Source organism: Suttonella indologenes (assembly GCF_900460215.1).
Taxonomy (GTDB): Bacteria; Pseudomonadota; Gammaproteobacteria; order Cardiobacteriales; family Cardiobacteriaceae; genus Suttonella; species Suttonella indologenes.
Genome location: NZ_UHIA01000004.1, coordinates 1201127 through 1220285, shown reverse-complemented (window position 1 = coordinate 1220285; position 19159 = coordinate 1201127). Strand labels below are relative to the sequence as shown.

Sequence of the window (19159 nt, the reverse complement as noted above, 5' to 3'; positions counted from 1 at the left end):
CCTTTTCAAGCAGAAATAAATGTTGTGAAAATAATTTCCAATAAGACCATCTGTGATGACTTGATTCTATAGAAGTTACGGTATAACATAAAATTTATGTAATTCTTTAGCAATTACTGTCGGAATAAATACATTATTTATTGAATAAAAAGGAATTATTTTAGATGCAGCTAATGAGCTTACGCACAGTCATTTATACTTTACCTTTGATGTTAAGCCCAAATCTTCAAGCGGATGCGGAAATTACTTTGCCGACAATCCATGTGAAGGCTAATTTTACGGATTCGGCATTTCATCGTCATTTAGATAGGGATCAGATTACCAATACAGCAAAATCGAATAATAGTATTGATGCTTTGCTGCGCACACATAGCGCGATACAGTTTGCCAGCGGTGCGGATAATTCCGAGCAGCTAGGGGAAATTGCGCCGGCAAATATTTCTTTTCACGGAGAGGCGTTTTATAACAATCAGTTTGCGATTGACGGCTTGAGTAATACGGTTAATTTTAATCCTGCTCATAATGGTACAAGTCCTGTTCCCGATGCTTTAACAATTAATAACCATACGCCTAATCAGTTGCCGGCAGGTCATACGCAGGCTTTTTGGATTTCTAATCAACTGGTCGATAAGGTTTCTGTGATGGATAGCAATGTACCGGCAAGATTTGGTAAATTTACCGGCGGCTATGTAGATGCGAAATTGATTGAACCGCAAACGGATAAACCTTCAGGCAGCATATCTTATCGGCAAAGCCGCGATGATTGGACGAAGTTTTATATTGATAATGCCTATGAAGCCGATTTTAGCAAAGGTATTTCACCGGAAACACAGCCCAAATTTGTTAAGCAGCAATTTCATTTTGATGTCAATGTGCCGCTGAATGAAAAAGCGGCGGTGTTGTTTGCCTATGACCGTGAAGAATCGCGGATTCCGCTTTTTCATCAACATTTGAATGAGCAGCATAAGCAGCAGCGCTTAGCGGAAACGTTTTATCTTAAAGGACGTTATGATGTAAATAATCAAAATCGTTTTTTAGCAGGACTAATTTATTCTCCGCATAAAGCGACCTATTACCCTGAAAATATTAAAGACGGACGCTATGAAGATGAAGGCGGCGGTTGGCGCGTTGATTTTACTTGGGAGCATAGCAATGATTTTGCCGATGTTGATACGCGGATTGCTTATCGGCAAATTCATGAGATGCAAGCTTATGATAAACAAAATTTATATCGTTATCAGGGTAATACGCCGACCATTGATTGGGTTAGTTTTCCTGATACCGAAGAGGCGACAGTCGGCGGCTTAGGGACGGTGAAAAATTTTTCTGATGAACTAATGCTCAAACAGGATTGGTTTTTCAAACCGATAAAAGGAGCGTTTTTCGATCAAGAATGGTCGGCAGGTTGGTCGTATCAATATGCGAGAGCGGGGATTAAGCGGGATAAAGCCAGCTATATTTATGCAGGTGCTGCGCCGACTGATGAGACCGATTGTTCTGATTGTATTCCGGGCGAGCAATATTTCACATGGTATACGCATATTCACCCTGTTCATGTACGCGTGCCTAATAGCAGCGCGGCAATTTGGGCTGAAAATCGTTTAAGCCGTGATAATTTGCACTTAAATTTAGGCTTGCGTGCTGATTATAATCAATTTTTGAAAAATATTGATATTGCGCCGCGCCTGAGTTTTAAATACGATTTTAGCGATAAGGGCTATTATGTCTCGGGCGGGGCAAATCGTTATTACGGCACAGAAATGCTTACTTATAAATTACAAGGGGCATTTAAAGATCAAGATAATTATAACCGCCGTTTTGGTGAGGATAATAATCAATGGATCGGTAAGGCACACATGTTTTTAGGTTTTGCCGACAGTCAATTAAAAACGCCTTATAGCGATGAACTCAATTTGGCAATTGGACAAGAAACCGATAATTATCTGTGGCAGGGAAAATGGGTGCGCCGTTTTAGTCGCGATCAATTTATGAGCAAACGCTATGAAGATGATAAAGGGCGTATTGTGCGTGAATTGACCAATGAGGGGCGGGGCAGGCATGATACCTTCAGTTTGAGTTTTGACAGCCTGCGTCCTTGGAAGCTAGGCATGGCGGAAATTGCTGTGAGTGCGGGGCTTGATTACCATCTGCACCAAAGTAGTTTGCATGGTCAAACCTTTAAACAAACCGAGTGGTGGAAAGAGCATAATGTGCAGCAAATGCTGGTAGATGGTAAGTTTTATCATCCTAAAGATATGCCGGCAATAAGCAGCTTCAATCGTCCTTGGGGCGGCTATCTTGCGGCGCAAATTAAGATTCCCGCATGGCATTTGACTTGGCAACCGCGTTTACGCTATGAAGCGGCGCGTAAATTTTATCAGCAAACCAATTTGCGTTGTCCGAATAGTAAACCTGCGCTTGATCGCCTTTGTGCAGGATATCAAGGCGGTAATTTAACTCGTTATGATGGTGTTGAATATTCATCGGCAATTTTAAACGACTGGCATTTTTCTTGGGATAAAGCTTTGGCTGAAGATTCTACCCTTAGCTTGAGTTTGGATATTTTGAACGTTTTTAACCGCAAAATTGTAGGTAAAAGAATTGTTACTCCTGCATGGGAAGAGAAGAAACGTGATGTCAGTTATCAACCCGGACGACAATTTTGGTTTGGCGTGAAATATCGCTGGTAGATAACATCATGGATAATAAATGCCGCTTTGAGCGGCATTTATCGTATATGGCTTTGCTGTCATCAGAAAGCTAATCCGCGCAGTGCAATGCGCCGAGAATGCAGCGGCGTTTTGCCCCTGTTACCGCAGGGAGGTTGGTGCAGATGCCTTGCAGATGGCAGTAGGCTAACCAAGCGAAGGCGGCGGCTTCCAAGTAGTCGCTGTCGATGCCGTAATCTGCGCTGCTTTGTATTGTCCAATCGGCTAATAATTGCGCCAGTCTTTGCATAAGCAGAGGATTATGCGCGCCGCCGCCGCAAACGATGATTTCTTGACGGTAGCGCTTGTCGGCATAGCGCTCGATTTCTGTGGCGATGCTACGGACACTAAATTCCAAGAGGCTGCGTTGTATGTCTGCCGGTGTGTAATCGGGCAGTGTGGCGAGTTGGGCGTCCAGCCATGCGAGATGAAATTTTTCTCGTCCCGTGCTTTTAGGTGCCGGTCGGCGGAAATATTCATCGGCGAGCAGTTGTTCCAATAAGCGGTTTTGCACTTGTCCCTGTTTGGCAAAGGCGGCGTTTTTATCATAGTCCAGTCCTGTGTGGCGCTGTGCCCATGCGTCCATGAGCATATTGCCGGCGCCGGTGTCGTAGCCAATGGTGTCCTGATGAGGTCGCAGGATGCTGATATTGGCAATGCCGCCGATGTTCAGCACGATGCGGATGCTGTCTTTTCGAGCAAAGAGGTATTCATGAAAGGCGGGCACCAGCGGCGCGCCTTGTCCGCCTACCGCCATGTCTTTGCGACGAAAATCGGCGACGGTGTCGATGCCGGTGCGCGCGGCAATCAGATGGGCGTCGCCCAATTGCATGGTGAAAGGATTGTCGCCTTGAGGATGATGGAATACGGTTTGTCCATGACTGCCGATGGCACGAATTTGGCGGGCGCTGAGGGTTTCTTGGGCGAGTAGTCCGAGTACGGCGTCGCTAAAAAGTCGTCCTAGGCGGTGGTCGAGTTCGCCGATGGCTTGCAGGGAGCGACTAGCGCCTTGCGCTAATGCCAAGATTTCTGCCCGCAGTAAGGCGGGAAAGGGTTCTTGGTAGGTAGCCAGTATGCGCGGCATGGCGGAAAAATCCGCTAATGCCACGTCTACGCCGTCCAAACTGGTGCCGGACATGATGCCGATGTAGTATTGCCCTGTCATTAGGTAAGCGATTTGGTTTTGCGCAGCCGCAGGCTGTGGGCTTCTTTGTAACGTTTTTGCGCGTCGTTGATGAAGCGTTCTTGGCTGCCGAGTTTGGTTTTGGGGTTATGGCGTAATTGGTAGCTACCGTCCGGACGCATGAGCCAAGCGTTTTTATTGTCGCTTAATTGGCTTTCCAAGAAGTGATTGAGTTTGTTGCGGATGCCGGTTTTTTCAATGCTGACTAGTACTTCTACACGGCTTTCCAGATTGCGATGCATGAGGTCGGCCGAGCCGATGAAGTATTCTTCTTCGCCGCCGTTATAGAAATAATAGATGCGCGCATGTTCTAAAAAACGCCCGACGATACTGGTGACGCTGATGTTTTCCGATAATCCCGCCACACCGGCAATCAGGCGGCAGCTGTCGCGCACAATGAGTTGGATTTTGACGCCCGCTTGCGAGGCGCGATACAGGGCATTGACGATGTCTACGTCTTCCAAGGCATTGGTTTTCAAGCGAATCAGGGCTTTTTTGCCTTCTTGGGCAAAAGCGATTTCGCGTCCGATGCGTTCCAATAATCCTGCTTTCATATGGCGCGGCGCAGGCAGGATGCGTTGATATTCGCGGTTGGGGCTATAGCCTGTGGTGAGGTAGTTAAAGAGTTCGGTTAGGTCTTCGCCGACGGCTTTATCGGCGGTAAAGAAGCCGAAATCGCTGTATTGGCGGGCGGTGCCGGAATGATAATTGCCGGTGCCGATGTGGGTATAGCGGCGCAGTCCGTCATAGTCTTGGCGGATGATGTGTATAATTTTGGCGTGGGTTTTCAGTCCGACGATGCCGTAGGTGACGTGAATGCCGGCTTCTTCCAAATAGTTTGCCCAGCGGATGTTGGCGGATTCGTCAAAGCGGGCTTTGACTTCCACCACGACGGTGACTTGTTTGCCGTTGCGGCTGGCTTCCACTAGATGCGAGATGATTTTGGAATCCGATGAAGTGCGGTAAATGGTCATTTTGATGCCGATGACTTTAGGGTCGCGGCTGGCATCGGCAAGCAGACGCTCCACCGTGCTGTTAAAGGATTCGTAGGGATATTGGGTCAGGAAGGGACCGTTTTTGCGGATGGCATGGAAGATGTTGTCTTCGCCGGCAAAAAATTCATGATCGACGGGATGATGCGGGGCAAATTTTAAATCATTACGCTCAATGCCGGCGATTTCGAATAAATCGCGCATTTCCATCAAGCCACTTGCGGCAAAGGTGTCTTTGTCTTCCTGCAATTGCAATTCTGCTGAGAGCATACCTTTGTGGACGGGGTCCATATTATTGTCGTATTGCATGCGCACGATAGGGGCAAAGCGGCGCTCGATCAGTTCGTCTTCAATCAGTTCGAGCAGATCGGCGGCGTTTTCTTCATTTTTTTCGGTAATCGCATTGCGCGTGACGCGGAATAAGTCCACTTTCTGCACAATCATATTGGGAAAGAGCAGGTCTAAATTATTGATGATGAGATCTTCAATGGTAATAAAGACATAGCTATTAGGATCCTGCGTGTTGATAAAGCGCTTGCTGCCTTGCCCGACCGGCACTTTGACGCGTGCGATGGAGCTGCGGTTGCTGTCGGGATAATTCAATTTTATCAGAAGGTTCAGCGATAGGTTGCTGACAAAGGGGAAGGGGTGCGCCGGATCCATTGCCTGCGGGGTAAGCAGAGGGTAGATGTTTTCGGCGAAATACTCGCGCAGTTGCGCCTGTTTATTTTTGGATAATTGGGCAAAGCGCGTAACTTCGATGCGCTCTTTTTTCAATTCGTTTTGCAATTGCTTCCAAACTTTGGCAATTTGCTGTTCGATTTCGCGGACTTTAGCATAGCAGAGATCGATTTGTTCTTGGGCGCTGCGTCCGTCGGCGGAAAGACTGTGAATACGGGCGGCGACTTGCTGCTTGAGTCCGCCGATGCGTTTCATAAAAAATTCGTCCAAATTATTATTGACGATAGCGAGAAATTTGACGCGCTCTAATAATGGATTATGACTGCGCGTGGCTTCAAACAGCACGCGTTCGTTAAATGCCAGCCAAGTGAGTTCTCGATTCAGATAGATGCTTTTCGGATCGGCGGTATTGATGTCGATGGTTTGCGAAGTCGCTTCAGTCATGTAGAGGTTCCAAAGGTGAGGATGTTAAAAATTCGGGATATTTTTTATGCTCATGTTTCAACACACAGAGCAACACATAAAGCGTCGCTCTGTGTGTTGCTCTGAATTGGAAGAGGTTACACCTCTTCCAATTTGATTACCCTCCCTAAAGGGAGGGGTTTCAACCAGTAAGGAAATTTTGATGAAAAAGCGCCCCGCTAAGGGGCGCTTTACGATCAGCCTTGCTGCTCTTTTTCTTTCTTTTGCAAATAGGCATAGATTTGATCTTTCAATGCCAATTTTTTCTTTTTCATTTCTTCTATTTCCAAATCGCGCGGTGCGGCGACAGGATCTTTCATCAAGCGGTTGATGTCTTCGTCAAGCGCATTATGTTCATCGAACAAACGCGCGAAGTGATTGTCGCTTTGACGCAGTTGGGCGATTAAATCACGATACTCTGGAAGCATATAGTCTCCTTTTTTGTTAATTGATGCGGCTATCTTAACTGATAGCCTTTGCCTTGTTAAGTGCGGCGCACGCTTTTTTCTTGTTTGCATGCCTATAGTTTGGGGCTTCGGTTATCCGTTATGCTAATCATCTGATCGGCCGCATAATTAGGCGAGAAATCTTGCCCAAGCTCGCGCATGGCGATATCGGCTTTCGGATAGGCGAATTCAAAACCGCGCTGTTCGCAGGTGCGCCACAGGGCGCGCATGACTTTGTGTCTGGTGCGCAGATAACCGTGATCGTCAATGTGCAGATAGAATAAGACGCGGTAGGTGACGCCGCGCTCGCTGTAATCCCAAGCGTAAACGCCGCATTCTAAATCTTGCTGATGAATCAGTTCGCCTTTTTTCGCCATTTCCATCAGGGTGTTCATCAGGGCCTGCTCCACATCATGCGGATCGTGGCGATAACTCAAATCAAAATGGCAGACGATACGCACGATTTGGTCGGTATGCGACCAGTTGATAAAGGCGGAGGTGACGAAATCCGAATTGGGCAGGATAACGCTTTCATTGTCGAAGGTAGTCAGCGTCAAGGTGCGCATACCGATGCGCTCCACCGTGCCGGTGTAGTTGCCGGCGGTGATGATGTCGCCGCCGCGCAGCGGTCGCTCGATTAAGAGCAAAATGCCGCTGATGAAGTTATTGGCAATGGTTTGCAAGCCGAAACCGATGCCCACACCCAATGCACCGGCAAAGACGGTAAAGGCGGTCAAATCCAAGCCGATAATGCGCAGCGCAAGGAAAAATCCCAAGGTTACCAAAGCATATTGCGTGAAAACGGCAAGGGAGTTGCGCATGCCCGTATCATGCACGCGCGCATAGACCCAACGGTAGCACAGCGATTTCATCCAACGCCCGAATTGGATAATCACATATAAAATCACCGCCAATAAAATTAGGTTCATTAGGGTGAATTGGCTGTCGTCGTCGCCGCTGAATAAGGGCTTGCGCAAGATGACGAACAAATCGCGGAAGACGGGAATATTGGCATTCCAATTATAGGTTTCGGCAAGCAGATAGAGCAGCAAAAGGAAGCTGCCGTAGCGGAAAATGCTGTGAATGGGATTGATGACATCCTGCGCCCAAAAAACGCTGTTATTGGTATGGCTGAGCACATATTTTTTTGCCGCCAAAGAAATATCTTTGCACAAGCCTAAAAAACTCACCCAAACAATGGTATAAAATAAGGCGATAAGCAAATAGCGCGCCATGAGCCAAGCCAAATTGAGATAACCGAATGCGCCGACGCAGCCGAAGAGGAAAAAGCCCAGCGGAATGACTTGCACAATCAGGCGCACGATGCGGTAGGTATAAAGAGCGCCGTGTTCTTCGGCAAGAAAATGCAGCATATTCTGCAAGATACGCCACAGCGGCAGACTAATCAGCAGGGTAAAAATGCAGAAGAACCAACGAAAACTGTCGATAATCAGTTTTTCCGAGAGAATCCATTGCGCCATAAACACTAATGCCAGCAGTAGGCTGCCGATGGCGGCAGCGGTGGTTACGCGGCGCACGCGGTAACGCTCGGTATTGCTAGTCAGCAAATGGCTTTCGCTGAGGGTGTGAACACAGAAATAGGGAATGGTGATGAGCAAAAACCAGATCGACAGCAATAAAATCAATTGCGAACCGGGAGCGGGAACTTTTGCCACGCGCAAGACCGCCCAAGTCATCACCAATAAGCCGATATAGGGCAGATTGTATTTACTCATGCCGAATGCGAATAAAATCAATCGTGTAGAAAAAGAAATTTTTTTCACATTACGATAATTGCGCACCAGATGATTAGCAAGACTGGTCAGCCAAGCGGTCAGCCCGATGATGGCTAGGCAAATTATGCCAAGATGGGTTTTCTTTCCTGTGCTTAGGGCTTGCAAAGAATGCCATAAGGCTTGGAAGGAAACCGCATATTGTCCTAAAAACGTGGTCAGCGCCTTGCCCAATTTTTCGCCGAAAGTGGCAGGATGGGCTAAGGCGGCGATAAAATCATAGCGGCTGGTAATATAGTTTTTGGATAATTCCGTGTATTGGGAATCCACGCCCTGCATAATCAATTGCTGCGCCGCTTGGGCATTGGTCAGTGCTTCGGCAAAGGCTTGATACTGCTCTTGCAATTGCTGATGTCTTGTGGCGACGCTCTGCGGAATTTGCTGCTGCTGACGCTGATATAAACCGTATTGCTGCTCCATAACCGTCATATTATTGGCTAATTGCTGCTGCATGGCGCCCAAGCGCTGCTCGCTTGCCTGCAATTCCGTCTTGACTTGATGAATCCGCTCGAGCGAGACGCTGCTCAAATCGGCAAATTGCAATTCCTGCAGGCGGTTGTCGATATTATGGAATTCGAATTGCAACTCGGCGATTAATATCTGCCTTGTAATCAATGCCATTTCAATTTGCTGATTGAAGCGGCGCATACGGTTGTCGCCGGTAAAGGGCAGGGCGGCACTGAGGCGGTCGCGCTCGGCTTTGAGTCTTTGCAATTGCTGGGATAATGCCGTGGCGGCGGCATAGGGCGTGTTTTCATTGGCGCGGCGGCTTTGCAGCCATAATTCATTATGGCGTTGATAGAGGCTTTCCTGCAGCCCTTGTTGGCGGAGAATTAATTGCTGCAAATTTTTCTGCAAAGTCAGTATCGTGCCGATGTTAAGCACATTTTCCTGACAGGCGGCGAATTGCGCAGCGGTATCGGATTCGCCGTTGCCGGCGGAATTTGTCAGCGGATTGGCTTGTTTTTGCAATTCCGCATTGAGCGCCTCGCATTGTTTTTGCGTATTGAGCAAATGCGCTTCTAATTCTTGTATGGCGATTTTAGCGCCGTCGGCGGCGATTTTGACTTGATCCACATTCAGGCGCAAGGCGCTAAGTTCTTCCTGTGAAATATGTTGTGCAGACTGCGGCGCCTGTTCGAGTTCTTGGTTGAGGGTGCTAATGACTTTTTCACGCCGCGTAATTTCCGTACGCAATTCTTCTAGGCTTTGCGCGCGACTTAGATTGAAACAGCATAAAAGTACAGGAAATAAATAAACAATAATTCTTGATAACATAGAAATAATAAAGGCTTGACTCAGCGCGGCTAGATTCTAAAAGGATTTATCGATATTCTACCGCAGAAATTCACATTTTCAGATAAAAAGGAAGAATGATGTCTAAAATTCACTTGCTCGCGCGCGGCGAGGCGCGTCCGCCGAATGAGGCAAAAGTTTGGTTTAGCGACGGTTTGCGTCTGATTCAAGCCGCACCTTGGCTATGGCTGTTGGTGAGCCTGAGCGGTGTTGCCATCAGCTTCGCCGCTTTGTTGGCAGGCGGTATTTTCGCCGCTATCCTGCCTTTATTAGGCTTGGTGCCGATGGTGGTGGCGCAATGCTTTATCCAAGCCGGTATGCTGATGATTTGCGCCAAACTCGCCGCCGGCACCAAGGCGGAAATGAACGATTTCTTTGCCGCGGCAGCGCGCATCAAAAACCGTTCTTTCTTGCAATTATGCCTGTTTATTCTGACGCTTGATCTCATTTTAGCCTTATTGCAAAGCCTGCTGTTCCCTCAGCCCTTGGTCTGGATTGAAAACGAGCAGATGCACATGGCGGAGGCGGCGCAAATTTATCAGGCCGCCGCCTTTATGGTCTGCGCACAGATGGTGATTCTTTTCTTAACTTGGGCGATTTTGCCGATTTTAGTGGAATTTCCCCGCCAATCTTTCAAGCAATTACTGGCTTTGCAGTTCGACGGCATGGCTAGTAATCTAAAATCGCTGATATTTTTCGGTTTATTATGCAGTGCGGCCTTGAGTGCAGCATTTTTTACCGTGCTACTCATAGCGCAAATTTCCTCTCTATTAGGCTTTTTGCTGCTGATTGTCTTAGGACTATGGGGTTGGCCGCTTTTAAACGCATGGACATTCAGCGCCGTGCGCCATATTTTCATGGATTGGTAAATCATCCATCAGCTTGCCGCAAGTGTTGTGCGGCAAGCTGATTAAGTCTTTACAAAGTTTTTTGCATATCGCGGTGCGAGATGTCGGCGTCCAGATATTCTTCGCTGCACACTTCATAGCCGAGGCTGCGGTAGAAATCAAGGGCATGTACCTGTGCACCTAAAACGGCAGTTTTCGCGCCCATTTTGCGCGCATGTGCTTCGGCGGCAAGCATAATCGCTTTACCGGCACCGCTGCCGCGCGCGCTTTTTGCCACGGCAACGCGTTGGATTTTCGCTTGCTCGGCATCTTTGAGATAAAAGCGCGCTGTCGCCAGCGGATTGCCTTGCGCGTCTTGCAAGACCAAATGGCGGCATCGGGCTTCGAGTTCGGGGCTGTCGATTTCTTCGGCTTCGCTGATGCCTTGTTCTTCAATAAAAACCGCACGGCGCAGAGCGAGGGCTTGAGCGTAAACGGCATTGTCGATACTGTCGCTAAAGCGAATCGGGCGCGGCGAGATGCCTGCCGTTTGATAGGCTTCGCTCAGGCTGAATGCGCCGTCATACAGAGCGCGTCCGATAATCGCACCGGCAATCGGCGTGCTGCTGTTTTTAAGCGCCTGAATGTCGGCGAGGCCGGATACGCCGCCCGAGGCAATCACGGGAATAGGGGTAGCGCGGGCAAGGGCGGCGGTTTGCTCGATATTCACGCCGCCCATCATGCCGTCTTTGCTGATATCGGTATAAATAATGGCGGCAAAATGTGTCGGATCGAATTCGGCTGCCAGTTCGGCGGCTTTGACGGCGGAGATATTTGCCCAACCGTCGGTGGCGACATAGCCGTCTTTGGCATCGATGCCGAGAATCAGACGCTGCGGATATTTGGCGGCTAAGGCGGCGACTGCCTGCGGCTGGCTGACCGCTTTGGAGCCGATAATGCAATATTGCACGCCTAAATCCCAATAATGGCAGGCGGTTGCTTCATCGCGGATGCCGCCGCCGATTTGCAGGGGAATATGCGGAAATGCCGCCATAATGGCGCGCACGACGTCGGCATTTTGCGGGCTGCCGGCAAAGGCACCGTTCAAATCGACCAAATGCAGGCGGGTTGCGCCTTGTTCAATCCAATGGGCGGCGGTTTGCACGGGGTCATGCGAAAAAACGGTGGCATCTTCCATGCGGCCTTGTTTAAGGCGCACGCATTGTCCGTCTTTGAGATCTATCGCGGGAATGGGTAACATCATCATCCTTTTATTCAGCTAAAATCATGGAGCCGACGCCGCTGTCGGTGAAAATTTCAAGCAGCATGGCATTAAGCACGCGTCCGTCAATGATGTGCACGGCTTTCACGCCTTCTGCGGCGGCATCAAGGGCGGAGGCGATTTTCGGCAGCATACCGCCGGAGAGCGTGCCGTCGGCAATCAGGGCTTCGATTTTTTTCGGGCTGAGATTGGTCAGCAGATTGCCGGCTTTATCCATCACGCCCGTGATATTGGTCATCATAATCAGCTTTTCCGCATTCAGTTCCGCCGCGAGGCGTCCTGCGACCACATCGGCATTGATATTGAAGGCTTCGCCGTTTGCACCGGCGCCAATCGGCGCGACGACCGGAATATAGCCGTCTTGCACCATTTCTTGCAGCAAACTGCAGTCGATGCGCTCGATTTCGCCTACTTGTCCGATATCGATACAGCCTTGTTCGGGCGTATTGAGCAGGAGTTTGCGCGCGCGGATGAAGTGGGCGTCGCGTCCGGTTAAACCGACCGCTTTGCCGCCATGCTGATTAATCAGCGAGACGATTTCTTTATTGACCTGCGCGCCCAAGACCATTTCTACAATTTGCATGGTTTCAAGGTCTGTTACCCGCATACCTTGCACAAATTCGCCCTGCTTGCCGATTTTCTCCAGCATGGCGTTTATTTGCGGCCCGCCGCCATGCACAATCACCGGATGAATACCGACCAATTTCAGCAGAGATACGTCTTTGGCAAAGCCTTCTTTGAGTGTTTCCTCCGTCATGGCATTGCCGCCGTATTTAATCACGAAAATACAGCCGGCAAAGCGGCGGATATAGGGCAAAGCCTCGCTTAGAATGGCGGCTTTGTCGCTGGCTTTAAGCGCGGGAGCGGATGCGTGCATGTTTCTCCTCTTTATAGATGTTTTAAGGTTGCCAGTTCACGAAATTGGCAAGAAATTGCAAGCCGGCTTGAGCGGATTTTTCAGGATGGGCTTGCAGTCCGGCGATGTTGTCGCGGGCAATGGCGGCAGGAAAGACGATGCCGTATTGCGTGCTGCCGATGCTGTGCGGATTGGACGAGAGATGGTAGCTATGTACATAGTAGAAATAGCTATTATCTTCAATGTGCTGCCACAGCGGATGCGCTTGGCTTTGTCGGATGCGGTTCCAGCCCATATGCGGAATTTTAATCGGTGCGTCGCCGTCGCGGTAATCGGGACGAAAACGCCGGACTTCGCCTTCAAAAAAGCCCAAGCCGTCCACACCGCCGTTTTCTTCGCTGCGCCGCATCATTAATTGCGGCCCGATGCAGATGCCTAAAAAGGGTTTTTCGCGCGCCGCCGTTTGCAGGGCGTCAATCAGGTCTAAGTCTTGCAAAGCGCGCATACAGGCGGCAATCGCGCCTTGTCCGGGCAATAAGATGCGGTCGGCTTGGCGAATGTCTGCGGCGGCGGTGGCAAGGCAGAGCTTGGCAGTCGGGGCAACGTTTTGCAAAGCCTTATGTACGCTGTGCAGATTGCCCATGCCGTAGTCAATAATCGCGATGCGCATTTATAAGCAGCCTTTGGTCGAGGGAATGGTGCCGGCGGCGCGCGGATCTTCTGCCGCCGCCATACGCAGGGCGCGCCCGAAAGCCTTGAAGATGGTTTCGATGATGTGATGATTGTTCACGCCGCGCAGATTGTCGATGTGGACGGTGGCGCGGGCATGATTGGCAAAGCCTTGGAAAAATTCAAAAAAGGCTTCGGTGTCGATGTCGCCGATTTTATCGCGGTTGAATTGAGCATGAAAATGCAGACCGGGGCGGCCTGAAAAATCGATAACCACGCGCGATAAGGCCTCGTCCAGCGGCACATAGGCATGTCCGTAGCGGTAAATGCCGCGTTTGTCTCCCAAGGCTTCGCGCAGGGCGTCGCCGAGCGCAATGCCGGTATCTTCAATACTGTGGTGGCAATCGACGTGCAAATCGCCTTCGACGTGCAGGTCTATATCCAATAATCCGTGGCGCGCGATTTGCTCGAGCATGTGGTCGAAAAAGCCCAGTCCTGTATTGAGGCGGGCTTTGCCCGTGCCGTCGAGATTAAGGCTGATGTCGATTTTGGTTTCATTGGTATGGCGTTCGATGCGGGTTTGACGTGTCATTTCAGTTCTCCTAAGCGGCAGCCGCTGCTCAGTACCGTCGGGCTGTGCGGATGACCGACGGCGGCGGTTTTGCCGTCGCTAAAAAAAGCAAGGTGGGTATTTTCAAAAATGGCGGGACGGGCGGAGGCGGCTTGCTGCAATTGCGCTTCGCGTCCTTGATAGCGCAGCTGTAATTGCCGTCCGTCGGCGCTTAAGCGCGTTTCGAGGCGGCTGCCGTCTTGGCATTGCCAAAGCGTCCATTTGTCCGCGCTAATCGGCAGTTTGACTTGCGGCGGCAGGGGAATGCCCGCCCCTTGCGCGGGATTTTGCGCTTCGATGCTGTCGCCGGATTGGCTGGCGCAGGCGCTGAGCAATAGGGCGCAGCTACAGGCAGAGATAAAGGTTTTCATCGGTTCTCCTTACCAAGGTCTGAGGCTTTGTTGGCGATAAGGTTTGTGCGCGATGCCGAGGCGGTATTCGTAAATACGCTCGTATTCCAGTACGCGTTTGACGTAATCGCGGGTTTCGTAAAAGGGAATTTGCGCTATCCATTCGTCCAGCGGCAGATTAGGGTGTCTGGCGCGCCATGTATTGACGCGCGAAGGCCCAGCATTGTAAGCGGCGGCGGCATAGGCAAGGTGTCCGAATTCTCTTAAGCGGTCGGCAAGATAGCGGCTGCCGAGTTGCAGATTGGTGTCGATATCAGTGAGCTGCTGACTGCCGCTGTAGGCGATGCCGCTTTGATTGGCGACGTGGCGTGCGGTGGCGGGCATGACTTGCATCAGTCCGATAGCGCCGGCACTGGATTTAATCTGCGGCTGGAAAATGCTTTCTTTGCGGATGATAGCGAAAATAGTGGCGGGGCTGATGTTGTTTTGCTGTGCCAGATGCCGTACTTTCTGCTCGTATTGCAGAGGGAAGCGGACATTGAGTGCGTCCCAGTCTTCGGTTTTTACTAAGCTGACCACGCTTTGAATCACCCAGCCTTGCTCGGCGGCGAGCAGGGCGGCTTGGCGCAATTCGGCAGGCGGCATTTTATAGGTTAAGCCATTGTATTCTTGCTGGGCGCGGCGCATGTCGCCCATGCGCAAGAAGGTTTTCAAGCGGTAGGCGGCCGGTTGCGCGCTGATTTGGGCGTAATGGCTGTCGCGCAATAGCGGTTTGTCGTTAAATTGCGGCGCTTGTCCGAGTTTTTCGGCGGCAAGAAAGCCGAAGAAATCGCGCTGCGCGGCGGCGGCTTGATAGTGTTGGCGCGCTTTGTCTGCCTGTCCGGTTTTTTCATAGGCTTTGCCGAGCCAATATTGCACTTCCGCCTGTGCGCCGGATTTGCCGCCCATATTGCTTAACAGCGGTATCAGCTGCTGCCAGCGTTGCAGGCGCAATTCGTAGGCGATGAGATCGAAGACGGCATTTTTATCGTGCAAGCCCTGCGGAATGGCGGCGAAGATGCTTTCTGCCAGCGGATTGTCTTCTTGCGCCAGTCGTGCCGCAACGCGCGATAAGCCTTTGGCGGCGGCTTCTTTCTCTAATGTGAATACGCCGGCTTGCATGCCTTGCTGCGCTATCGCCGCCACTTCATGCAGGCGTTCGCGTGCATAGCGGCGTAAAATGTCGCTGACGGCGGCGGCGCGCCATTGCGGCTCGTTGATGCTTAAAGCGCTATTAAGCGGCAGGCTGCCGCGGCGGATGGCGAGCCATGTGTCGGCGGCGGAGGCGGCATTGCCTTGCAGATGCGGGCGCAGACGATTGGCGAGACTGAGTTCGCCTTCCAGCATTACCAGACGGAAGCGCGCTTCGATTTTTGCGGCGCTCGGCGGCAATTGGGCAAAGAGCGGATCGCAGGCGGCTTCGATGCTTTTGGGCGACAGCCATAATGCTTCCAGCCCTTGCTGGGCTTGGGCGCGATTGCCGCTGCGCAGATTTGCCAAACGCCATTCGCATTCGATACTTTCATCGGCAAAGGCGGGGGAGTAGCTGTTGAGAATGGCTGCATAATCGCCGCGCGCCAGCCACAGCGGATAGGCATGTTCGGCCAGCCAGCCGGAAAAGGGTGCGCGCGGATGCAGACGCAGAAAATCGCTGATTTCTTGGCTGGGCAGGGTTTGCAAATGGTTACGGTAATGGCGGTATTGCAGATAGGGATAGAGCGGATGCGCGGCGAGATGTTGGTATTGGCTGAGCGGCGCACCGTTTTGAACCGCCGTTTCGGCTTGCAGGAGGCTTTCCGCCGCCTGCGAGGGCAGGCTAAAAAGAAACAGCATGAAGGAAGAGAGGTATTTAACGAGCATGAAAGGTCCTGTGGATTAGTAGATATGTGATTTCCATTCTTGGCGGTATTTGTCGCGGTAAGCGCTTACGTGTTTGACGTAATTCTGGGTTTCGGTATAGGGCGGAATTTGGTTGCCGTATTTGCTCACCGCGCTCGGACCGGCATTATAGGCGGCAATGGCAAGGGTGGTATTGCCGTTAAAGCGCCCGAGCAATTCTTTTAAGTAGCGGATGCCGCCGTCGATGTTTTGGCGGCTGTCGAAGGGATCGGCGACATTGAGATGGCTGGCGGTGTTGGGCATCAACTGCATCAGTCCGATGGCGCCTTTGCTGGAAACCACGTCGCTGCGATAGGCGGATTCCACGGTAATCACGGCATGCGCCAAAGCCGGCTCGATGCCGTGTTTTGCCGCCAAAGTATTGATGGTGGCTTTGAGTTGGTTGAGGCGTTCGCGCATGCTGCCCTGCGGCTCGACAACGCTTTGGGCGCCGGTTTTGCCGCTGGGTTTGACTACGCATTGATGACGTAATTTTACCGTTAAACCGTTGACTTTGATTTCCGCTTTGCAGGTCTGCCCTGCCGCGACGCTGCTTTTCAAGTCTTTGCCAAGCGAACAGGGGATTTGGTGGGTTTTGCCGTCTTTGACATAACTGCCGCAGGATTTTGCCTGTGCGGGAAGGAGGGCGCCTGTCCACAGACAGGCAAGGACGAGAAGGGTTTTGTTCATTATTGCAGTCCGATCAAAGCGGGGTTCGCCTTATATTTGCGGTAGTATTCCATGACTTTCGGTACATAGGCGCGGGTTTCGATAAAGGGCGGTATTTTATAGCCGTATTTCTTCACATTGCCTTCGCCCGCATTGTAGCCTGCGATGGCAAGTTGGTAATTGCCGTTGAATTCTTTCAGCAGCCATTTGAGGTAGGTGGTGCCGCCGCGGATGTTCTCGCCGGTGTGGAAAGAATCGGATACGCCGAAGCGTCGGGCGGTCGCCGGCATGAGCTGCATCAGACCTTGGGCGCCGGCATGCGAGACGGCACGGCTTTTATAGGCGGATTCGGCGGAAATAACGGCATGAACCAAATAAGGATCAACACCGATGCGCGCGGCGATTTCATTGATTTGCGCCGATAAGCCGCGCTGACGCTCCAAGAATGCGCCCGAGACATTGACCGAAATGGTTTTGACGTATTCGGCTTCGATGCGGCGCGCCTCGATTTTCAGCGCTTGCGGACAATCTTTGGTCGGGTCGAGATGCAGAACGCGACCTTCGGGCGTGGTAACCACGCCGCTACAACTGCCTTCCGAGCCGAAATAGTCCAAGCGGTGTGCGGCGATATTGGCACTGCGGTCGCCGAGAATGACTTGTCCGCCGGAAGAGCCGGGTGTCATGTCGAAAGAACGGGTGGCGCAGTTATATTCGCGGGTGCTGCCGTTAAATTCCACTTTTCCCGCACCGACGCAGCGCAGGGCGGCGGAAGCGGTGGGGGTTGGCGCTGCGCCGACGCCTTGTGCCGCCAATCGGGTTAAGGAAGGGGCTTGCGGCTGTCGGGCCTGTTGAGTGAAATCGGCTTTCGCGCCGGCATAGGAGCGTTGGAAGAAGCTGCAACGGCGGTATTTGTCGATTTGGTCGCTGGCGACAAAGGTCGGCAGTCCTTCCTGATCAAAGCATTTGTAAATATCGGTCGGCGGCGAGTCGGTGGCGACAATAGCACCGCTGCCGTCTTTGGTCGGCACAATCTGCGGTTCGGCAGTAGTTTTGGGTGTCGGCACGATGCCGCGCGGGTCTTGTACTTCGGCTTTGATACCGATGGAACGGCAGGTCGGTTCAGGCGGACTAGTGGCTTCAATCATACGCCCGCTGCGGTAATCGGGGCAATAGAAAATATGGATGGCGCCGGTTTCTTTGAAATCTTCTAGCGGTACAGAGGCGGAGTTTGCAGATGCTACTGCCTGCTGTTTTTCTGCGGCGATGACGTTGGCAAAGAGATTGCTGCTTTCGGCTTTATCGGTGAAATTTTCGGTGGCTTTGTCTAGGGGCATGACGGTGGCGCCGGCATTGTAATTGCCGAACATGCCTTTTTGATAAGGTTTGCATTTGCCGCTACGCTGGGCGGCGCTGACGATATTGGTGCTGCCGCTGCCGTTATCGCAGATATAGAGCTGATTGGCGGATTGCGCCTTACTCTCGGGGCTGAATAATAAAGCGGTACAGCAGGCGGCGATTAGGGCGAGTTGCAGAGAAAAATTAGTCATTGATTGTCTTGTCATGCCATTGAAATTCAGAAAATTGTTTGATGGCTTGCCATGAGTGTAAGCCCGGCTTCCATACAAGGGTTTGCGGTGTGATTTCGCCGCTGCTGATGAGATTTTGCAATTCTTGGCGCCGGTAGGGCCCTTGCTGACCGCCGTTCATGGCGCAGTAAAATTCTGCGACTTCGTTTTCCTGTGCTGTTGTCGTGAGGGAAGAAGGCGAAGCCGTTTCTGCGATCGGCGCCGAGGACTTTTCTGCGGCGTTTTCTTGCGCGGCGGTATCGGCGACGGGGATTTCATAATCGGCGCTAAAGCGGTCTAGCGTCATGCCTTGGGGATTTAATAGGCGCGCATTGAGAACGTCTTTAAGAAAGAGAGCAAGGCGCTGCGGATAGTCTTGTACGTCCTGTGCGGAAATTTGCTGTTCTTGCACGATATGCTCGATTTGCCTTACTAGCCACTGATCGAATGCGCTTAAATCGGGTATCGGCGACAGGCTTAAAAGCTGGCTTAAAAAGGCTTCGCTGTTCAAAATGCGTAATTGGTATTGCCCCTGCAGATGCAAGCCCTGATGCTGCCAGTCGCGCTGCAGGCTGTGTTCGATATGCAGGAAGATCAATTGTAGCGGCATATTGGGATTTAAGGCGCTGAGCGCTCTTGAAGAGAGGGCGTGTTCACCTTCTTGATAAATCGGGCTGCGCCAACCGTTTTGCACGAGGCAGACTTGCTGCTTGGCGGCGACACGCAATAAACAGGGCTCGGAAAATGTTTCGATGTGTTGAATGTGCAGACATTCTCCGACAGGCGCGGATTGCAAGATATTGGTTTGATTGTTTTGCTGCATAAAGCGGGCAAATAGATGATTCAGCATAAA

15 protein-coding genes are annotated in these 19159 nt (G+C 51.2%); 2 read left to right on the top strand and 13 right to left on the bottom strand.

From position 1 onward, the window contains the following. Positions 1-173 precede the first annotated feature (173 nt). Positions 174-2690 carry a TonB-dependent receptor gene (locus DYC63_RS10005; protein ID WP_172459493.1) on the top strand — a complete coding sequence of 839 codons (2517 nt, stop codon included), beginning with the start codon at positions 174-176 and terminating at the stop codon, positions 2688-2690. Positions 2691-2760: 70 nt separating this feature from the next. Here DYC63_RS10005 and DYC63_RS10000 read toward each other — a convergent pair whose 3' ends face one another. From DYC63_RS10000 to DYC63_RS09980, 4 genes are all read right to left on the bottom strand, one after another. Then, complete coding sequence (locus DYC63_RS10000; RefSeq protein ID WP_115219089.1) at positions 2761-3873, bottom strand: anhydro-N-acetylmuramic acid kinase; 1113 nt, start codon at positions 3871-3873, stop codon at positions 2761-2763. Then, positions 3873-6008, bottom strand: coding sequence for a polyphosphate kinase 1 (ppk1, locus tag DYC63_RS09995; protein WP_115219088.1), 2136 nt, complete (start codon positions 6006-6008; stop codon positions 3873-3875). Before ppk1 ends, DYC63_RS10000 begins: the two co-directional genes overlap by 1 nt. A gap of 215 nt (positions 6009-6223) precedes the next feature. After that, on the bottom strand, positions 6224-6454 hold the full coding sequence (locus DYC63_RS09985) for an HP1242/YdcH family protein (protein WP_115219087.1): 231 nt from the start codon (positions 6452-6454) through the stop codon (positions 6224-6226). Positions 6455-6546: 92 nt separating this feature from the next. Further along, positions 6547-9462, bottom strand: a complete 2916-nt coding sequence (locus tag DYC63_RS09980) for a mechanosensitive ion channel domain-containing protein (protein ID WP_172459492.1) — start codon at positions 9460-9462, stop codon at positions 6547-6549. Positions 9463-9641: 179 nt separating this feature from the next. Between DYC63_RS09980 and DYC63_RS09975 the strand changes: the two genes are divergently transcribed. After that, a complete protein-coding gene (locus DYC63_RS09975) occupies positions 9642-10430 on the top strand; it encodes a hypothetical protein (protein ID WP_115219085.1) in 789 nt (262 codons plus the stop codon). A gap of 49 nt (positions 10431-10479) precedes the next feature. Here DYC63_RS09975 and hisA read toward each other — a convergent pair whose 3' ends face one another. From hisA to DYC63_RS09930, 9 genes are read right to left on the bottom strand one after another with little or no spacing between them, the layout of a single operon-like run. Further along, positions 10480-11649 (bottom strand): 1-(5-phosphoribosyl)-5-[(5-phosphoribosylamino)methylideneamino]imidazole-4-carboxamide isomerase, encoded by a 1170-nt coding sequence (gene hisA / locus DYC63_RS12755; protein WP_218564608.1) that lies wholly within the window; start codon positions 11647-11649, stop codon positions 10480-10482. Between the two features lie 10 nt (positions 11650-11659). Beyond that, positions 11660-12547: an acetylglutamate kinase gene (gene argB, locus DYC63_RS09965; RefSeq protein WP_115219084.1), complete on the bottom strand. Its 888-nt coding sequence runs from the start codon at positions 12545-12547 to the stop codon at positions 11660-11662. Between the two features lie 22 nt (positions 12548-12569). Further along, complete coding sequence (hisH, locus tag DYC63_RS09960) at positions 12570-13196, bottom strand: imidazole glycerol phosphate synthase subunit HisH (protein WP_115219083.1); 627 nt, start codon at positions 13194-13196, stop codon at positions 12570-12572. Beyond that, the gene (gene hisB / locus DYC63_RS09955) at positions 13197-13787 is read right to left on the bottom strand and encodes an imidazoleglycerol-phosphate dehydratase HisB (RefSeq protein ID WP_115219082.1); all 591 of its coding nucleotides are present in this window, start codon (positions 13785-13787) and stop codon (positions 13197-13199) included. It abuts the gene before it with no gap. After that, positions 13784-14176, bottom strand: a complete 393-nt coding sequence (locus tag DYC63_RS09950; protein WP_115219081.1) for an MliC family protein — start codon at positions 14174-14176, stop codon at positions 13784-13786. The genes hisB and DYC63_RS09950 overlap by 4 nt, the downstream gene beginning before the upstream one ends. A gap of 9 nt (positions 14177-14185) precedes the next feature. Beyond that, positions 14186-16054, bottom strand: a complete 1869-nt coding sequence (locus DYC63_RS09945) for a lytic transglycosylase domain-containing protein (protein ID WP_115219080.1) — start codon at positions 16052-16054, stop codon at positions 14186-14188. Between the two features lie 15 nt (positions 16055-16069). Continuing rightward, complete coding sequence (locus tag DYC63_RS12980; protein ID WP_218564607.1) at positions 16070-16762, bottom strand: lytic transglycosylase domain-containing protein; 693 nt, start codon at positions 16760-16762, stop codon at positions 16070-16072. Continuing rightward, a complete protein-coding gene (locus tag DYC63_RS09935) occupies positions 16762-18288 on the bottom strand; it encodes a lytic transglycosylase domain-containing protein (RefSeq protein WP_245888138.1) in 1527 nt (508 codons plus the stop codon). Before DYC63_RS09935 ends, DYC63_RS12980 begins: the two co-directional genes overlap by 1 nt. After that, positions 18281-19156, bottom strand: a complete 876-nt coding sequence (locus tag DYC63_RS09930) for a DUF4339 domain-containing protein (protein WP_115219079.1) — start codon at positions 19154-19156, stop codon at positions 18281-18283. Before DYC63_RS09930 ends, DYC63_RS09935 begins: the two co-directional genes overlap by 8 nt. Positions 19157-19159: the final 3 nt, after the last annotated feature.